Annotated in this window: 11 protein-coding genes; all 11 read left to right on the top strand. The window is 58.7% G+C overall.

Going from position 1 to position 19026, the window contains the following annotated elements; all coding sequences use genetic code 11:
* The first annotated feature begins 1 nt into the window (after position 1).
* Complete coding sequence (locus tag B5F19_RS04205; RefSeq protein WP_087288316.1) at positions 2-1261, top strand: CAP domain-containing protein; 1260 nt, start codon at positions 2-4, stop codon at positions 1259-1261.
* 81 nt (positions 1262-1342) lie between these two features.
* Positions 1343-6940: a SpaA isopeptide-forming pilin-related protein gene (locus tag B5F19_RS04210; protein ID WP_087288318.1), complete on the top strand. Its 5598-nt coding sequence runs from the start codon at positions 1343-1345 to the stop codon at positions 6938-6940.
* Positions 6941-7005: 65 nt separating this feature from the next.
* The gene (locus B5F19_RS04215) at positions 7006-9171 is read left to right on the top strand and encodes a hypothetical protein (protein WP_087288320.1); all 2166 of its coding nucleotides are present in this window, start codon (positions 7006-7008) and stop codon (positions 9169-9171) included.
* Positions 9172-9231: 60 nt separating this feature from the next.
* Positions 9232-10785 (top strand): NlpC/P60 family protein, encoded by a 1554-nt coding sequence (locus tag B5F19_RS04220; RefSeq protein ID WP_087288322.1) that lies wholly within the window; start codon positions 9232-9234, stop codon positions 10783-10785.
* Positions 10778-11227, top strand: a complete 450-nt coding sequence (locus tag B5F19_RS17890; protein ID WP_242963917.1) for a hypothetical protein — start codon at positions 10778-10780, stop codon at positions 11225-11227. The genes B5F19_RS04220 and B5F19_RS17890 overlap by 8 nt, the downstream gene beginning before the upstream one ends.
* Before the next feature lie 121 nt (positions 11228-11348).
* Positions 11349-13709, top strand: coding sequence for a hypothetical protein (locus B5F19_RS04225; protein WP_343219412.1), 2361 nt, complete (start codon positions 11349-11351; stop codon positions 13707-13709).
* The gene (locus tag B5F19_RS04230; protein WP_140394153.1) at positions 13654-15888 is read left to right on the top strand and encodes a Helicase associated domain protein; all 2235 of its coding nucleotides are present in this window, start codon (positions 13654-13656) and stop codon (positions 15886-15888) included. The genes B5F19_RS04225 and B5F19_RS04230 overlap by 56 nt, the downstream gene beginning before the upstream one ends.
* Positions 15866-16519 carry an HD-GYP domain-containing protein gene (locus B5F19_RS04235; RefSeq protein WP_087288328.1) on the top strand — a complete coding sequence of 218 codons (654 nt, stop codon included), beginning with the start codon at positions 15866-15868 and terminating at the stop codon, positions 16517-16519. Before B5F19_RS04230 ends, B5F19_RS04235 begins: the two co-directional genes overlap by 23 nt.
* On the top strand, positions 16480-17022 hold the full coding sequence (locus tag B5F19_RS04240; protein ID WP_087288330.1) for a DUF5697 family protein: 543 nt from the start codon (positions 16480-16482) through the stop codon (positions 17020-17022). The genes B5F19_RS04235 and B5F19_RS04240 overlap by 40 nt, the downstream gene beginning before the upstream one ends.
* Positions 17009-17698 (top strand): DUF6100 family protein, encoded by a 690-nt coding sequence (locus B5F19_RS04245; protein WP_087288333.1) that lies wholly within the window; start codon positions 17009-17011, stop codon positions 17696-17698. The genes B5F19_RS04240 and B5F19_RS04245 overlap by 14 nt, the downstream gene beginning before the upstream one ends.
* A gap of 165 nt (positions 17699-17863) precedes the next feature.
* Positions 17864-19024, top strand: coding sequence for a hypothetical protein (locus B5F19_RS04250; protein WP_087288336.1), 1161 nt, complete (start codon positions 17864-17866; stop codon positions 19022-19024).
* Positions 19025-19026: the final 2 nt, after the last annotated feature.

Here is a 19026-nt window from a genome sequence, read left to right on the forward strand (position 1 = left end):
TATGCGTAAACTGCCCATCCTGCTGTTTACTGCCGTCTTTGCGCTTTCTTTGGCCCTGCCGGCGTATGCGGCGGAAAGCAGCAACGAAGAACTAAAAGCCGCTTCGCAGTACCTGAACAGTCATGGGATCATGGTCGGGGACGGGGAGGGGAATATGAACTTCAGCGCCCCGCTGACTCGCGCCCATCTGGCCACGATTCTTGCCCGGCTGCACGGCGGCTCCGGACAGGTGGAGGAAAGCCGAGACTTCTATGCCGCCCAGTGCCAATTTCAGGACGTTCCAGACTGGGCCCGGCAATATGCCGGTTACTGCGCCTACCACGGCCTCATGGTCGGCTATGGCGATGGCCTATTTGGCGCGGAGGATCCTGTGACGCCCGCGGCAGCCTGCACCGTGATTCTGCGGTATCTGGCTCTGCCAGACCTGGTGTGGGATTACAGCAGCGCCTGCAGCACCGCCTGTGATCTTGGCCTAAGTGAGCCTGCTATGACGGCTCAGGGAACCATATCCCGCGGTGATCTTGCGGTCATGCTATACCGCGCACTGACCGGAAACTTCCAGGGGACCTCCGCTGGAGCGGCCGGAGCATCTGTTTCCATCAGCAGCTACAAGGGGAACATCCTGAAGGCGGGTACACGAAGCGGCCTGCTGGTCTATCCGTCGGACGCGCAACTTGAGCTGGTATCCAGCAATCCGGAAATCCTTACGGTAGAGCAGATCGCCGGGAATTGGGTCGCGGTCGCAAAGTCGACCGGTACTGCAAGTATTTTCGTAGTTACGGCAGACGGCGAACAGGGCCGTCTTACGATCACGGTATCCGATGTTGACGAAGGTCGGCCGGCAGCAGGAACTGATTACGCAGATAACCTGGAGATCCGAACAGAGATCCTTGCCCTTGTCAATCAGGTCCGTCAGGAATACGGCCAGTCCGCAGCCCCGGCCGATCAGTCGCTCATGGACGCGGCACAGGACTATGCCACGCGCCGGAACACCTGGCACGACAGCCAGGAGGAGTGTGAGCTTGTCCTCGCTCATGGATATCCCTATGGGTTCAGCTGCAATTTATCAGTATTTACCAGCGTGTCCGCGGAGGATGTTGCCAAAACCGCAGTGAAAAACTGGGTAAACTCCCCTGGGCATCTGCGAGCAATGCTCGACCCAAAGGCGGACAGTCTGGGCGTCGGTGTGGTGCGGTATGAGGGGGTAACCTACTGCTATTTATTTGTCGGAATGTCCGGCACCATCAATCCATACGCATAATACCTCAAACGCGGAAAGCCTTCCAGCAGCAGCTGGGAGGCTTTTTTCTTACACAATTTTCGAGAAAAGGAGTTTATCTGCATGGAAAAACTGAAACAATTTCCTGCTGCGCAAAAGCGCCTCGTTTGTATCCTGCTGGCGCTGATCTGCATGCTCGGACTCCTGCCCAGCACCGCTTTCGCGGCCGGCCCGAATACCATCGTTATGGAGGATTGCACGCATAACGGTGTCTATTATGAGTCTGCTGCCCTTAGCACCTGTTGGCTGCACCAGATGAAATTCGACTACAACGGTGACACCGTCATGGGATTTTGTGCCGATCACGGAGGCGGCATGGGCTGGTCACTTGAGGGGCATGAATGGAACAATCCCAGGGAAATTACCGACCCCACCGTGAAGACCATGCTGGCGTATTTCTATGCCCACAGCCGCGGGATCTTCACGGACCAGGCCCGCGCCCTGGGGGTGGACGAGGTCTGGAGCAGCGACTATACCTGGACCATGAACGCCTGGGTGCAGGCGGTGGTGTGGCGCTATCAGGAGAATCTCTTCTCCGATCCGGTAGCTGCCTGCGCCGAGGAGCTGCTATACGTTTATAACAATCTGGAGCACACCAACTACACCAGTATTGACGACGTTGTAGACGGGACCACTCTGCGCGACCGGGCGCAGTATATTTTGGATCTGGGAGCCCAGGGCGTCTGGGGCGACTGTAAAGTCTACGAGTACGACTACGCCGGCCCCGGCTCCGCCCAGCATCCGGCCTATGATGTTCAGAGCATCATCATTGGTGACTTGACCGTCACACGGGAGCGGTACCAGATGACCGTCAAAAAGGTGGATGCGACCAATCCCAATCTTGCGCTCCCCGGCGCCCGGTTCCTGGTGCAGAATGCCAACGGCACTTTTAGCCAGGAAGTCGTCACCGGAAGTGATGGAACTGTGACGCTCACCAATCTGGAGGCCTCGACTTACTCTGTGACGGAACTGGATCCGCCGGATAATTACCAAATCGACAATGCCGGCCCTCAGTATGTCGTTCTGCCCAGCGCTACTGGTGAAACGACAGCAACTGTGACCTTCACTGACACCCCTATCCGCACGGGCGAAGGCAGCATCCGCAAAGTCGATGCCGACGATCCCACCAAAGGTCTGGCGGGCGCGGTCATCAAGATCGAGGGCGTGGACAATGAGTTCGTGGGCACGTACATCACCGGCGCAGGGGGCTACCTGGAGGACGTGCCTTGGGATGCCATGCCTATTGGTTCTTTTGTCGCGTCTGAGGTGACCCCGCCGAATGGGTACACCACGAGCAGTGATCCTGACAAGGTCCGCCAGGAGTTCTACTGGGACGGCAAGCATGATGTCGATTTGATTTTTGAAAACGACGCCAAGGTCAAAGTTCAGCTGATCAAGCTGGACGACTCAGACAACCCCATCGAGGGCGCCGTGTTCAATGTGGTCAAAGACGCCCAGGTGATTGCCACGGAGGCCACCGACGCGGACGGCAGCATCATCGTTCCCAATGTCACCGAGGGGATGTACGCCTTTTTCGAGGTATCTGTCCCGGCCCCGTATGCCAAACTGCAGCAGCCGGTCATCGCCCATGTGGATCAGGCCACTGTGGACGGAGGCGGCACCGTAACCGTCACGGCGGTGGATCAGATGCTTCCGACCCTCACCATCCTCAAGCGGGACGGGCAGACCGGGGAAGTGGTTCCCGGCGCGGTGTTCGAGGTCAAGGGCATCCACCATGGCTACCACATAGACGTGACCACCGGGCCGGATGGGACAGCCGCCCTGACTGGTCTCCCTGTTGATAGTTATGAGGTGACTGAGATCTCCGTACCGGACCCCTATGTAGTGGCAGCAGAGCCGACCCAAACCATCTGGCTGGGCCCTGGCGACAACCGTCAGCTGATTTTTGATAACCTCAAGCAGCCCCAACTCACCATCGCTAAAGTAGACGCTGCGGACTCCACCACCCCGATACCCGGCACCGTGTTCCGGATTGAGGCAATTGACGGTGATTATCAGCATGACGTGACCACCGGCCAGGACGGCACCGTCACCCTGCGGGTTCAGCCGGGCACATACAAAATCACAGAGCTGTCCGTCCCGGCCCCCTACTACCTCCCCGATAAGGACGCAGACCGGGAGCAGACGATCACGCTCAATGCCGGCGATGATAAAGAGGTGACGTTCAAGGACCACAAGGCCCCGGAACTCACCATTTATAAGGTGGACAGTATTACAGGCGCTCCTGTTGAGGGGGCGCGTTTTCACGTGACCTATGCCAGCAATGGCGAAGCCGCGGATGCACCTGCCACCATCGACTATGGCGAGATCGTCACCGATGCCAACGGCGAGATCAAGCTCCACGAGCAGGGCCAGCGACTGTACCCCGGCGAGTTTACCATCGAGGAAGTTGAGCCTGCCCCTGGGTTCCAGTTGAAGGAGCCCACCCGCCAGACAGTCATCCTCCACGGCGGCGAGAGCAGGACCGTGACCTTTGAGAATGTGCCTCTCAACGCCATCATTGTGGAGAAATATGACAGCGTCACCGGCGAGGCTCTGGCCGGGGCCACCTTCCAACTGAGATTTTTGGGTGGTACCTCGGGCACCGGAGGAACCATCATCGGGCAGAAAGTGACCGGGCAAAACGGCACCGCCATCTGGACCGGCCTCACCGCGGGCACCTATATTTTGGAAGAAGTGGATCCGGCGGATGGATACAGCATTATCCAGTCCTCTGAGACGGTCTACCTGGCCGACAGCGGCGAGCAGTCCGTAATCACCGTGAGGTTCCAGAATATACCGGACGGGATTTTGCTCGTCCGCAAGGTCTGCGCCACCAACCCCAGCGTTACCCTGCCCAATGCCGAGTTCAAAGTCACCTATGCGGACGGCACCCTCATCGGCGACAGCAACGGCATTTTTAGGACAGATGAAAACGGTGAGATCCGAATTGAGGGTCTGGCCCCCGGCAAGAGCGTCATCGTCACGGAGGTCTCCGCGCCGCCGGGCTATATCATCGACACACAGAGTCAGACGGTGCAGATTAAAGAGGGCAGAACTGTCACATTAACCTTTAAGAACCAGCCCAAGGGCGAGCTGATCATCCAGAAACGGGACAGCGCCACAAAGCAGCCCCTCCCCGGTGCGGAGTTCAGAGTTACAACCGCCGCCGGCTGCGAGGTGGGCTTGGATGGGGTAATCGGTGATTCCACCCTCACCCAGAACGGTATTTTTACGACCGACAGCAATGGAGAAATCCGCATCACCAACCTGGCCCCGGGCGCATACGTCATTTCTGAGATCCGCAGCCCGTCCGGCTATGTGATGGACGCCCCCTCCACCAATGTGGTCATTGGGGAGGGCGGTGACACCCAGACGGTGGTCATTACCAATTCCAAGGCCGGGTCCCTGGTCATCGACAAGCGGGATTCTTTGACAGGGGAGCCGTTGGAGGGAGTAACGTTCAAGGTCACTACTTCTACCGGCGAATTTGTCCCCGACGAGAACGGCTACATTTCAAGTAATGGCCTCTACAAGACGGACAAGGACGGCAAGATCCAGATCGACGGGGTGGTGGGTACCCTGGTGGTGACGGAGGTGGAGACCATCCCCGGCTACACCATCGACCCGGCCCATCAGACGCAGACCGTCCAGGTCAATCCCAACGACACACAGACGCTCTACTTTACCAATACCCCCTCGACGACCCTCGTCATTGAGAAGTACATCGAAGGCACTACTACGCCTCTGGAGGGCGTTACCTTCCTGGTGACCGACAGCTCCGGCGCGGTGGTCGGTCCATCCAACGGCGAATATATCACTGACGAGGCGGGCCGAATCGTGATCGACGATCTGGAGCCCGGTACCACTGTCACCGCCCGGGAGATCAAAACGCTGGAGGGCTACGTCCTGGACGGCGCCCCGAAGTCGATTAAAATCAAGGCCGGCGAGGTGCAGATCCTCCGGTTTTACAACAGCAAGCAGGGCACTCTCGTCATCCGGAAACTGGACTCCGAAACCCATGAGCCGCTGGCCGGGGTGGAGTTTGAACTGACCTATGCGGACGGGGGCTATGTGGACGACGCCAACGGGCACCTTTCCAGCAAGGGCCTCTACACGACCAATGAGAACGGTGAAATCAGGATCTCCGGCGTCACAGGCACCATCGTGGTCAAGGAGACAAAAACCATTGAGGGGTATACTATCGACCCGGCCAGCCAGAGCCAGACGGTAGTGGTCAACCCGGAAGATACCCAGACTTTGACCTTCTACAACCAGCCCATCGGCGGCGTGGAGATCCTGAAGGTTGATGCCAACCGAACCAGCAAGCGGATCCCGAACACGACCTTTGAAATCAGAAAGATCGACAATGAACTGATCGACACCGTCACGACGGATAAAAATGGCCGTGTGTTCTGCGCTCTTGAGAACGGCGCCTACTACGCCGTTGAGATCGAGGCAGGGGAGGGGTATCGCTTAGACGATACGCCGCATTATTTCGAGGTTGAAAACGGCAAGACCACCTCTATCCGCATTGAGAATGAGGCGTTCAGCGGTCTTCTCATCCATAAGGTTGATTCTACCACCGGAGAAGGGATCTATGGCGCGCATTTCTTGGTGTATGACAGCAGTAAAAACCCCATCGGCGAATACGTCAGCGATGACCGGGGCTATGTCTATGTTGAGGGACTCTCCAGCGGGCGCTACTATGTCCGAGAGTTGGACAACGAAGGCTACCTGGTGGATGATGAGCTGAAGACCGTCTATATCCGGGACGGGGCTACCACCGAGATCGAGTGGGAGAACACGCCTATCACAGCCCAGATCCAGATCTGGAAGAAGTCCGCGGACGACAATGCCATCAACGGCTTCCCGGCCGGGACTCCGCTGGAAGGCGCGGTGTTTGAGATCTACAACAAAGCCAATGCCCTTGTGGATACCATCGAGAGCAACAGCAGGGGACTTGCGGTGTCTAAGCCGCTGCCTCTGGGCCGCTATATCGTGAAGGAAGTGTCCAGTCCCCAGTATTACTCCGTCAGCGAGGAAGAAGTGACAGTATATCTGGAGCATGAAGGCCAGATCGTTCAGATTGAGTTCCTCAACGAGAGCGTCTACACCAATGTGTCCATCGGCAAGAGCGGTTACACGGAAGTCGTGCCCGGCCAGGAGATTCGCTATACCTTTAAGGATATTGGGAACAACTCCACCGTGCCGCTGGACAGCTTCTACTGGCGCGACACGCTGCCGACCGATGCCGTGCGGCTGGATAAGATCATCACCGGCACCTATTCGGCCCGGCTGAACTACAAAGTCGTGTTCCAGACCAACCTCTCCAACACCCAGCGGGTGCTGGCCGACAATCTGAACACCTTGCAGAACTATACCCTGGACGCCTCCCCGGCGGCGCTTGGGCTGGCCTCCAACGAGTATGTGACCCAGGTCACCTTCCTGTTCGGCCGTGTCCCCGGCGGCTTCCGGCAGGTGGAGACTCCGTATATTTATTGTGATGTCCTGTCCGACCTGCCCCACGAATACCGCTTTGCTAACAAATGCGATGTGGGCGGTATGTGGCGGAATCAGTGGATCCAGGCGACTGACCGGTGGGTGACCATCATCTACCGCGGCGGCCCGGTCCCGACCCTGCCCCGGACAGGCTACTAAGCACAACCGACCGATGATGGGGGCGGCCTCTGTGCCGCCCCCATCCATGTTGAGGAAACGAAACCATGTTAGATTGGATCTTTGAGGGCATAGCGACCTGGGTGGCCAGCGTGATGACCCAGATCATGGATGCCATCTCCGGGGTGTTCATTGGGGCGCTGGGCACGGACATGACCGCGATGGAGGAGTACTTCCCATTCGCTGTCAGTGCCTACACCATCATCCAGTACGCGGCCTGGGCGCTGCTCTTTCTGGTGGCGGTCTGGCAGATCTTCCGCGCCTTCAGCGGCCCGCTGGCGGAGACGGAGAACCCTTTTGCCATTCTGGCGCGGGGCGCGATTTTCGGCTTTTTAATCGCCTATGCAAAACCCATCTTCAGCCTCGCCCTGGACATCGCGCGGGCGCCGTACACGGCGCTTATGGACTCCACGCTGGATCCCGGCGATTTTACCTTCGCGGGGATCGAGCAGGCGCTCACCAATGGGCTGACCACCCTCGTCTCAGTATCCACGGTGGTCGGCCTGATCCTTTTGATTATCCTGATGATCGCCCTGGCCTGGAACTACTTCAAATTGCTCCTGGAAACTGTGGAGCGATATGTACTCGTGGGCGTTCTCTGCTATACCTCGCCGCTTGCCTACGCCATGGGCGCGTCTAAAGCCACCTCGCGGGTCTTCCAGAGCTGGTGCCGGATGGTCGGCTCCCAGCTGCTGCTCCTGGTGCTCAATGTGTGGTTCCTGCGCGCCTTCAACTCGTCGGTCGGCCAGTTCATTGCCAACGGCGGCGCGCTGACCAATGGCCAGGGCAATATCTTTCTATGGCTCTTCTGTGCCCTGGCGCTGCTGAAGATCGCCCAGAAATGCGACAGCTATCTGGCGGCACTTGGCCTGTCTGTGGCCCAGACGGGCAGCAGTATGGGTATGGAGATGCTGATGGCTGCCCGGGTGCTGACCGGCTTCTCCAGAGGCGGAGGCGGGAATGCCGCTTCCGTATTCGGAGGGGGAGCGCGGGGCGGCGCCGGTGCTGCTGCTGCCGGAACGGCCGGCGGTGTCGCCGCCGGCGGGATCCTGTCCGGCTTCATGAACCGATACCGGCCCAACAGCTTTGTCCGCGATGCCGTGGTGGACGGCGGGAGCCGGATGGGCGCGGGCGGCGGCGTAGGCTTCGTGGGCAGGGCTTTCGGCGGCATGGCGGCCCGCAACGGTGCCACGCTGACGCCAAACTCCATATCCTCTGTGGCCACGCGGCCGCCCAACGTCTCCGGCACCATCGGCGGAGAGATCGCCGACCGCAGCATTCCGGGCTATATGCCCCAGCTGGCGGGGGGAGCCGCGGCCAATATGACCTATTCCGGCACCCAGATCACCGGCGGGCACATCAGTACCACCGCCACCGCGCCGGATGGGCGGCAGGCCAAGGTAGACCTATACAGTACTGCCCAGCATGAGGCGCCAAGCACGCCGCACACGGTGGTCACGGCCGCCGACGGGAGTCAGTGGTATCAGGTTGCCTCCGGAGAGGGCATGGGCGCCTTCTATGCCACGCCCGCCTTTACTGGCGATGTGTCCGAGGCGGCCCAGGTCGCCGAGGCATTCCCCAGCGCACCGGACGGCACCCTGCTGCGGCAGGTGGACGAAGGGACTCTGGAGGCCAGTTACCCGGATGGCGGGAACAGCCTTTGGTACAACAGCGCCTACTTCCAGGAGCCGGATGCGCCCCATGAGGTTATCCAGGGTGCGGACGGCCTGAGCTGGTACGCGATGACGCCGGCTGCCGCAGTCCCGGAGTTCGAGCCGGAGACACCGGCGCCTTCGGGTGGTGGTCTGAGCCCATCTGCCCAGTACAACGCGGCGCTCTTTGGCCAGTTCATGCCTGGCTTCGACCAGCCGGTGGTGTCTGTGGACAGCTCCCGGTCCGCCGACGGTATTCTGGAGGTGCGCCACGAGGACGGCACCGGAACGGCTTTCTACGACCGGACCATGTATCAGGCGCCACGCGGCGACTACCATGTGTTTGAAGACAGCGGCGGCAGCCAGTGGTACGCCATCCCCGGCACGCCCGCTGTGGAGCGCCGGCCCGTCTATGAGGACGGCAGGCCGGTCTATGATGGCGACAAGCTGCAGACGACGACGGTGGAAACTATGCGCTACAAATCAACGCCGTCCCGACACACGCAGCCCCAAAAGCGGCCTGTGACGGAGCGCAAGCCACCCAATCGGAAGAAACCCTGATCTGCGGGCAGACGCATCCATCCTCGGGCGTGTCCGCCCGCCTCTTTTACCAGAAGCGAGGTGATCCCCTTGTCTGAAGAACAGCGCTTCGGCGATGGACAGGACAACTACCTGCAAGGCATGCGGCAGGCCGCCGAGGCGGCGCGGCAGTTTGGCTCCGCCGCCGGCGGCGCCGGCGCCGCTGGAGCTGCAGGCTCCGCTGCGGGTGAGGCCGCGGCCAATGCGGCCGCAGCGACGGTGAAGGCAGGAGTAGAGGCTGGCAAAGCGGTGTCAGGAATTGCGGCGGGCACCGCAGTCGGCGGCCCTTGGGGCGCCGTTCTGTCCGCCGCCTGGTCGCTCCGGCACACTCTGTTCAAGATCCTCATTTTTATCTGCCTGTTCCTTCTCTTCATTATCATCGCGGTGGTGTCCCTGCCCTCCATCGTGTTCAACAACATTTTCCACACAGATCCATCCACCGTCGATCCCAACGGGCCGACGGAGGTGTCCGCAAACTTCGATGACCTGTCCGCCGTGGTGTCAGACTGTATCCAGGCCGGCTATGACGCCGCCCTGGCCAGGGTAGATCAAATCATCGCGGACGGCGGCTATGACTATGAGCTTTCCATGGAGGCGCTGGTCAACAACGCCCTCGTATCCGCGGACTACGACACCTGCTACGCCCTGGCGGCCTACTCCGCGTCCATGGGCCAGCGCGGCACCACAAAGGCGGATCTGCAGAGCAAACTCAATGCGGTGGCCGATCAGATGTATCGCGTGACCTATGAGGTAAAGGAGGCGCAGGTCCCGGCAGAGAGCGGGGAAGATACAGATGAGGCGGGGGAGGGCAGTGATTCGGAATCGGAAGAGGAGCCGGAAATGGAGACGGTGGAATATGTCGTCTGCACCATCCATCCCTTCGACCAGTCCGTGATCCTGGATGCCTTCGGAGTGGATGTGGACGCCACCTATGACCAATTCAGCATCACCTATGGCGAGGCCATCCTCAATATGTCCAATGCCCTGAAGATGACCATGTACGGAACCGCCAGCGACGGGAGCGTGCCGCCGATCAGTGATGCGGAACTGAACCTGTTCCTGGCCAGCCTGGACTGCAGCGGCAAACGGAAGGAGCTGATGCGCTGCGCCCTGTCCCTGGTGGGCCGTGTTCCTTATTTCTGGGGTGGGAAAAGCGCCCCCGGCTGGAACAGCGAGTGGAACACGCCAAAGCTGGTGACTTCCGCCGGCTCCAGCAGCACAGGAACGATCCGCCCCTACGGGCTGGACTGCTCGGGGTTCACGGAATGGGTCTATCAGACGGCGCTTGGCGTCACCCTCTACGACGGGACATGGAACCAGTGGGATGCCACCCACGCCATCACCGAGGAGGAACTGCTGCCCGGCGACCTGGGCTTTATGGCGGTGCCCGGCACCGTCCCGGTCAATCATGTCCTGCTCTATGCGGGCGAGGACGTCGACGGAAATAAGCTCTGGGTCCACTGCGCCAGCGGAACAGGGGTGGTCCTCAACTCACCCGATTATGTGACCCAGTACCGCCGCAGGAACGACGTTGACCTTGAGGGCGACCTTGTCCCGGCGGCGCTTGATGTGGAGGAGGCCGGCGCAAGTGGATGACCGAGAGTTCAGCAATGTCTATACGATCCCGCCCAACTACACCGATTCCGGGAAGCTGTTGGGCGGTATGCTGGAGACCCGCAACACGATAGAGGCTGTGTTTTTGCTTCTGCTTGTGGGCTACCCAGAACTGATGTGGATGCACCTGCCGGTCACAGCAAAGGTCGTGGTGATGACCATGACGCTGCTGCCGATGGGAGTATTCGCGCTCATGGGGATCGGCGGCGATTCCCTGCTCCAATTTGCCACACACATCGTTCTGTTCTGGATGCGGCGTCGCCAGCTCCATTACAGGAGGATAGGTTATCACTATGGCACATCAGACACGCACAGGAAACACCCGGGGGCGAAAGGCTCCGCCTGGCCGGGGAAGGCAGGCCGAGCGCCTGGAGTTCGTCCAGGACTACATCCCGATCAAAGACCTGCGAAACGGCATCGTTGAAACCACGGACGGCCGCTACCTGAAGATCCTGGAGATCGAGCCCATCAATTTCCTGCTCCGCTCCAATGAGGAGCAGTGGGGCATCATCTCCACCTTTGCCAGCTGGCTCAAGATTTCGCCCATGCGCCTGCAGTTCAAATCCGTCACCCGCAAGGCCGACTCAGACCGCTATGTGGCCGGCCTGGAGGCGGACATTGAAAAGGAAGATGTTCCCGCCTGCCGGGAACTGGGCGAGGGCACCATCCGTTTCATCCAGGAGGAGGGGAGCCGGGAGGCCCTGACCCGCCGGTTTTTCCTGATCTTTCAGTATGAGGCGGTGCGCCGGCAGTCAGACACCGACTACGGGGAGGTCTACGCCGCCCTTCAGACGGTGACCCAGAACGCCAGGACCTACTTCGCCCAGTGCGGCAACAGTATCGTGCAGCCCAAGGATGAAGACGCCTTTGTGGCGGAGATCCTCTATATGTACTTCAACCGCCGCTCCTGCGTGGAAGACCCCTTTCAGAGCCGGCTCAACCGCGTGGTGGTGGATGCCATGACGACAAAGAAGCGGGTGGTAGGCGTGGATCCCGTGCCAAAGATCCGGGCCGTCAATTTCGTGGCGCCCCGAGGCCTCGATCTGAGCCATCCGGGCTATATCGTCATGGACGGTATGTACTACACCTACCTCTACATCCGCAAGAGCGGATTCCCGCAGCAGGTGCGGGGCGGCTGGATGTCCTCCCTGATCAATGCAGGCGAAGGCGTCGATGTGGATCTGCACCTGCGCCGGGAGATCCGCGGCAAGACCATTGACCGGGTGGCCCAGCGCATCCGGCTCAACCGCACCAAGCTGCGGGAGCTGCAGGACACATCCACGGACTATGAGGAGCTTGCCGGCTCCATCCAGGCAGGCTACTACATCAAGCAGGGCCTGTCCAGCCGGAATGAGGACCTGTTCTATATGACGGTGCTCATTACAGTGTCCGCCCCCACCCTCGACGAGCTCCAGTGGCGCAAGCAGCAGATGACCGACCTGATGAAGTCCATGGACATCCAGGTGGGGGACTGCCTGTTTCAGCAGGAGGCGGCGCTTCGCTCCACCATGCCGTTTCTCTACCTCGACCCCAGCCTGGAGCGCAAGTCCAAGCGCAACGTGCTCACGTCCGGGGCTGCATCCACCTATATGTTCACGAGCTTTGAGCTCTCGGACGACAACGGTATCCTGCTGGGCCTCAACCGGCACAACAACTCCCTGTGCATCGTTGACCCTTTCAACACCAAGGTCAATAAGAACGCCAATTTTACCATCTGCGGCACCTCTGGCGCCGGCAAGACCTTTACTATGCAAGTGATGGCATTACGATTAAGAATGCGCGGCGTCCAGTGTTACATCCTGGCGCCCCTCAAGGGCCATGAGTTCAAGCGAGCCTGCCATAAAATCGGCGGCACTTATATCAAACTGGCACCCGGCTCAAGCGCCTGCATCAACGTCATGGAGATCCGGCCCACCCTCACACCGGAGATGGAGCTGATCGACGAGCTGGATTACAGCGATATCGACTCCATGCTGGCGAAAAAGATCCAGCAGCTAATGATCTTCTTCTCCCTCCTGATTCCGGATATGTCCAATGAAGAGGAGCAGTTGCTGGACGAGGCGTTGGTAAAAACCTACGCCAACTTCGGCATCACCCACGACAACAGTTCCATCTATGAGGATCCCGGCAGCGGAAAGGTCAAGACCATGCCCATTCTGGGCGACCTCTATGAAGTTCTCAAGGAGAGCCCGCTGACTGCCCGCCTTGCCACCATCGTCAGCCGGTTCGTCACCGGCAGCGCCCAGAGCTTTAACCGCCAATCGAACATCAATCTGAGTAACCGCTATGTTGTCCTGGACATCTCCGAGCTGAAGGGCAAGATGCTCCCCGTTGGCATGATGATCGCGCTGGACTATGTGTGGGACCAGGTGAAGGCCGACCGAACAAAGAAGAAGATGGTATTCATCGACGAGATCTGGAAACTGATTGGTGGCTCGGCAAACAGGCAGGCGGCGGAGTTTTGCCTGGAGGTTTTCAAAATTATCCGAGGGTACGGCGGAGGTGCTGTTGCAGCGACACAGGACCTGTCCGATTTCTTTGGGCTGGAGGATGGCCGCTACGGGAGGTCCATCCTCAATAACTCAAAGACGAAGATCATTCTGAACCTGGAGCCAGACGAGGCGGAATACGTCAAGGATGTCCTGAAGCTCACCCGCACCGAAATCCGCAGCATCACCCAGTTCGAGCGCGGCGAGGCCCTGATCTCCAGCAACAGCAACAAAGTGCCGGTCATCATCAAGGCGTCCAGGGAGGAGCAGCAGATGATCACCACTGACCGCGCCGAGCTGGAGGCCATGCTCAACGAGCTGAAGGCGGTGGCCAGTGTCGCGGAACAAGAGAATATCCAGTGTGAAGATTCAGGAGAGGGGGAAAGCCATGCCGGCAATTCAACTTTATCCACATAACCAGGTGGCATTTGAGAATCTGAAGATGGCCTTACAATACTCCCCCAGGACTGCTGTGATTCAGCCAACTGGGACAGGAAAGAGTTTTGTCGCTCTTGCTTTGATTGAGGAAAATCCTCATGCACGATTTCTTTATCTCGCACCGTCAAACTATATTTTCCGACAACTACGACGGCATGTTGGTAATACAACGATTCTGAAAGACACGATTTTGATGACCTATCAGCGGCTCTGTTTTCTATCCAGTGAAGAGAAACGCGCATTAGCGCCTGACTACATCATTCTGGACGAATTCCACCGCTGCGGAGCGGATGAATGGGGGACAGTTGTGCAGACGCTGGTACGACAGTATGATTCCGCAAAACTAATTGGATTTACTGCTACCCCCATCCGCTATTTGGACAAACGAGGTGTCCGGGATATGGCGGAGGAACTATTTGGTCACTGTGTCGCCAATTATTATTCCATCCAGCAGGCCATGGAAGACGGGATTCTTCCTGTGCCGCATTATATACTCGGCGATATTCTGATAGGGGAAAAAATCCGCGCCAAGGAAAGGGAACTTGACACATACTCTATCTCCACACAGGACCGCGAAAAAGGTAAAAGCATCCTGCGGGAACTGCGCCGTAATATGACCTCGGCAGCGGGTGTAGAGGAGATCCTGCGCACTTATCTCCCAAGCAACCATGCCAAAATGATTGTGTTCTGCAGGAACCTGGATAGTTTGACAGATGCGCAATCTGCCATGATCCAATGGCTCGCTCCTGTTGGCAATACCCGCTGCTATTCCTGCCGCTCAGATAACAAAAGTGCGGATCAGGAACTGGCAGCCTTTCTCAATGATACCGAGACGGACGCATTCCGACTGCTGTTCTGCGTTGATATGCTCAACGAAGGGCTACACATCAAGGACGTTGATGGGATCGTCATGCTCCGTCCAACAGAAAGTCCAACGGTGTACCTACAGCAGATCGGACGATGTTTGGCATCCACGCCTGGAGCCGATACCACACCCATTATTTTTGACCTTGTCAACAATTATGCCGCCGTAGCACTGGATGGCCCCGACTTCAGGTTTCTAAACCCGCATTTTGATAAGACAAGTAAGGGCGGAAAAACACTGGAGATTCCTTTCTCTGTGTGCGGTAATGCTGCCGAGTTTCAACTGGTGTTGGATAAGTTTGACCATCTGTTCACTTTGAAAAACAGATGGAATTCTGCATTGAAGTTGCTGGAGAGTTATATTCAGGAATATGGAAGGTATCCAAGTGGGAGAACCATATATCATGGGCTCCAACTTGGAAGATGGCTTCTGTACCAGGTGCAAGCACTTAGGCAGGGCAGACTATCGGCAGATAGGGAAGAGGTATTGAACGCTTTACCGGGTTGGGAGAACTATCAGAAAACCAGGTTTATCCACCGAAATACCTTTGACGATATTTACCCGGATCTGAAGGATTACTACGAGCATGAAGGTCACCTCCTTATTCCCAAAAGTTATGTAAGTCCGACAGGACACAAAATTGGCGCCTATATCTACCGGCTCCGTCGGATACGAAAAGGCGCAGAACGCGGCAGCCTTACCACGGCGCAAATTAAAATGTTGGATGAAATTGGAATGGAATGGGAGCAACCGAAACGAATATTCAAAAACTTTGACTGGTACTATGAACCACTACTCCGTTTTTACAGAAAAGAAGGACACATCACGGTGCCACAGCACTATGTCGATCCAGAGAGCGGTTGTAAATTAGGGGCTTTCATTTCACGTGCCCGCGCTTACAAAAAGGGAAAAGACCAATCCCTTCATCTTACCGAGGAGCAAATCGCACAGTTGGATGCACTTGGTATGGAATGGCAAATCAGTCCATCACCCAAATCCTTTGATGAATACTACGGTGAATTAGTTAGATTTCGCCAGAAATATGGACACATTTTAGTCCCAACTAATTATATTGATCCGGATACCGGCTGTAAGCTGGGATATTTTATACAGCGAATGAGGTGTGCTCGCAAAGGGACAATAAAAGGCTCACACATTACTCAGGAACAAATTGACCGGCTGGATGCGCTGGGAATGATATGGGACGGATCAGCATTTACATCGCAACAGATGAGGGCCAAAAATCATTATATCCTGGAGGAACAGAGAGATGACGTACATCAAACCCCTTAGCCGAGAAGAACAGGCCCACTGCCGCCGCACGGCGGCACTATCCGAACTGCTGGCCAAGCTGGCCGGCTTACCGGACTCCGAGGTGAGGACAGTTATCCAGTCCGCCCTTGTCCACGACATCGGCAAGACGGCCATCCCGCCCGCCATCCTCGGCAAGACCGGGCCGCTGACTGAAGAGGAGCATGCGATCATGCGCATGCACACTGCCATCGGCGCCCATATCCTGATCCATACCCACGGCGCCATGCGCACCGCATCCGCCGTGGCGCTCCAGCACCATGAGCGTCTGGACGGCAGCGGCTATCTGGGCCTGCGCGGGAATGAGATCCATCCCCATGCGAAGCTGGTCGCGGTCGCCGATGTCTTTGACGCCCTGCTTTCGCCCCGCCCCTATAAGCGGCCGTGGAGCATTCGGCGTACCTGCGATTACCTCTCCAGCCTCGCCGGCGTGAAACTGGACGCCAAACTCGTCGGACTTCTGCTGGACCACCTCCCACAGGCTCTGGCGCTGCGCCATGAGGAAATACGCATAAGGAGCAGATTACGCATTCCTGGAGATTATGCACACAAGGGGAAGGGGGTGATTGGCCCATGCTGCTGCAGGAGGAACAGTACATTATCCATTGGCTGACGGAGTATGGCGCGCTGACCAAGACGCAGGTAGTCCGCATGCTGAAGGACAAGCCGCCCCAGACGGCGGAGAAGATCATCCGGGGGCTGAAGCGTGACGTGTTGCTCTATGACATTTCCGGCGGGTACTATCTGGGAGTTGACCCCATGTGTCAGCCGGACCCGCGCATGATCCTCGCGGTGTGGGTGCTTTTGCAGTTCATCGACAAGGTGGAGCCCATGGCCCACTATCCGGCCACTTATCCGTCCCAGATCTTCTTCCTCAAAGAGGACATCGGCTATGAGATCGTTGTCCTCTACGACGGGGAGCAGCATCTGGCCCGCCTGCTCCAGCCGCAGGAGGATTTGCGGTACATTTTTGTCCTGCCTCATATCCGGATGGCGCAGGAGCTGGTGCTGCCGAGTGTCCCGTGCCTGTTTGCCACGGTGGACTACAACGGTCAGGAGGTGCCCGATGTGTGCTTTTACACAGAGAGCGAGGGAGGCCGGGATGGCGCAGTCTGACTTTGGGCGGGCTTTGGCCGGGGCCGAGCGCCGGATGGAGCGTGCCGCTGTAGAGCTTGCCCGCACTCGGCGCCTGCTGGAACGGGAGGATATGGCGGGCGCGTTCGGTTCTGCCTTTGCCTTCTCCGCGGAGGTGGAGAAGCTGGCACTGCTCGCACGGGTGCTTCCGGCCTATACCGGGCACCCGAAGGCAGCGGAATTGACGGAGCAGATGCTGCTGGACACCGTGCCTATTGAGATGGGCTACGCCAGGCGGGGATGGTTTCTGCTGAAGATCCCCGCGCTCCTTCCAAAGAAGGGAACGGGATCGCCTATCTATATCCAGCAGTATCTCTATCCCGCCCTGCGACGCTACTTCGACGGCAAGCCGCCGGCGCGCTACCGCAGCTGCGTGCTGGCTTACCGGCATGTGTATCAGCGCGGCAGGCCGGAGCGGGCCTACCGCGACCATGACAACATTGAGGTCAACATGGTGACCGACATCATCACACTCTACCTGCTGCCGGATGACGCCCCCCGGCGATGCGCCCATTACTACTGCAGCGCGGCCGGGGAGGTGGACTGCACAGAGGCGTATGTGGTGCCCGCCAGCCGGTTTCCCGAGTGGCTGGCGGCGGAGCAGGCGGACGATCTGAAGGAGGATACCCTGTATGTTACGAGCGAAATATGGGCCTGAAAAGATACGGGATTTGAGGCCCGTTTCCAGGCCGCAGGCACACGTAAATCCGAAACGGCGCAAGATCCCCGAAAAGACAGGGGTTCCCAAGCGCGACCGGGAGCCGATTTGCGGCAAAGAGAGCAACAGCCATGCCTTAAATCCCGATGACCCCGGGCAGTCCGAATGATCACGCTCCGGCCCGGCAGCCACGTCTGGCGCCTGCTGCTCCTGCTGGCCATCTGCGGGGAATACCCACATCGCTCCCTGCATCTGCTGGGGAGTATTCGGACGCTGGAGGAGTTGGTCAGAAGGCTGGAGGTGGTGCAGCACTTCCGCACCCCCGCCGGGGCAGACCTCGGCGCTTGCAAAATGCTCACCACCAGCGGGAGGGGGAACAGGCGGACGATCCGGCTGTATAGGAGCGCCCTGCCGCTCCTGCAGGCCCTGCACCCGGCAGCCCTCAGCTGGTATCTTGCCGCCACCGGCGGTCACCGCTTCTCCGGGAGTGCAAGCCATGTGGAGCGAAATCATCGGGTCGCGGAATCGGTGGCAATCTGTATGGGGGCCGGAGTAGAAACACGCCCCTTCCTGCTGCCGCCCCTGCAGAAACAGGCAATCCGGCAGGTCGTGCCGGCATATGCCTGCTTTTACCCGGCAAAATCGGTCAAGCAGCTGGACAATACCGAGATGAACAAGACCATCTTCACCCGCCTCACCGGCGCCATCTTCAGCCCGGGGTACTGTTACGCCGTCTACAACACAAGGGACGCCGTGATGAAGTGGAGCGGGATGGGCGAGTTCAAGACCGCCCGGCATCTGGAGGAGCTGGCCCGCATGAATGCGGGCCCCGCCCGGGCAGACCATGCCATCCTGCTGGGGGAACATATGGACCTGGCGCTGCAGACCCTGCTGGAGTCCGACAAGAGCCGGCGCATGGAGCTGCGCTTTGACCGGATCTATCCCCATGTGCATTTCATCCCCATGACCGAGCAGGGCACCCGCCTCCTGCGCCTCCTGACGCTCCCAGACTGGCATGAGCAGGTGCTTGCCGCGGTATTCCCGGAGCGGATGCGTGTGAAGATGCCCGGCGTGATGGAGTATGACGCACAGGATGGGAACACCCTGATCCTCTCCCACCTGGACGGCGACATTGCCCGACTGGTGCGGGTGCGGCAGGCGCTGGAGCACAGCGACGCGCCGTATGAGATCCTGTGCTACCCCTGGCAGAGTCAGTTTGTGGACAGGTACATAGGCGGCCGGGCGCAGCTGCGGGAGATCGGCTTGCCGGATTTGGAAGATGCCCTCGGACTCGGAGCAGGGGAGGGGGCAGACGAAGGGAGTTGATG

The sequence above is a fragment of the Pseudoflavonifractor sp. An184 genome, assembly GCF_002160305.1.
In the GTDB taxonomy this organism is placed as follows: Bacteria; Bacillota; Clostridia; order Oscillospirales; family Oscillospiraceae; genus Lawsonibacter; species Lawsonibacter pullicola.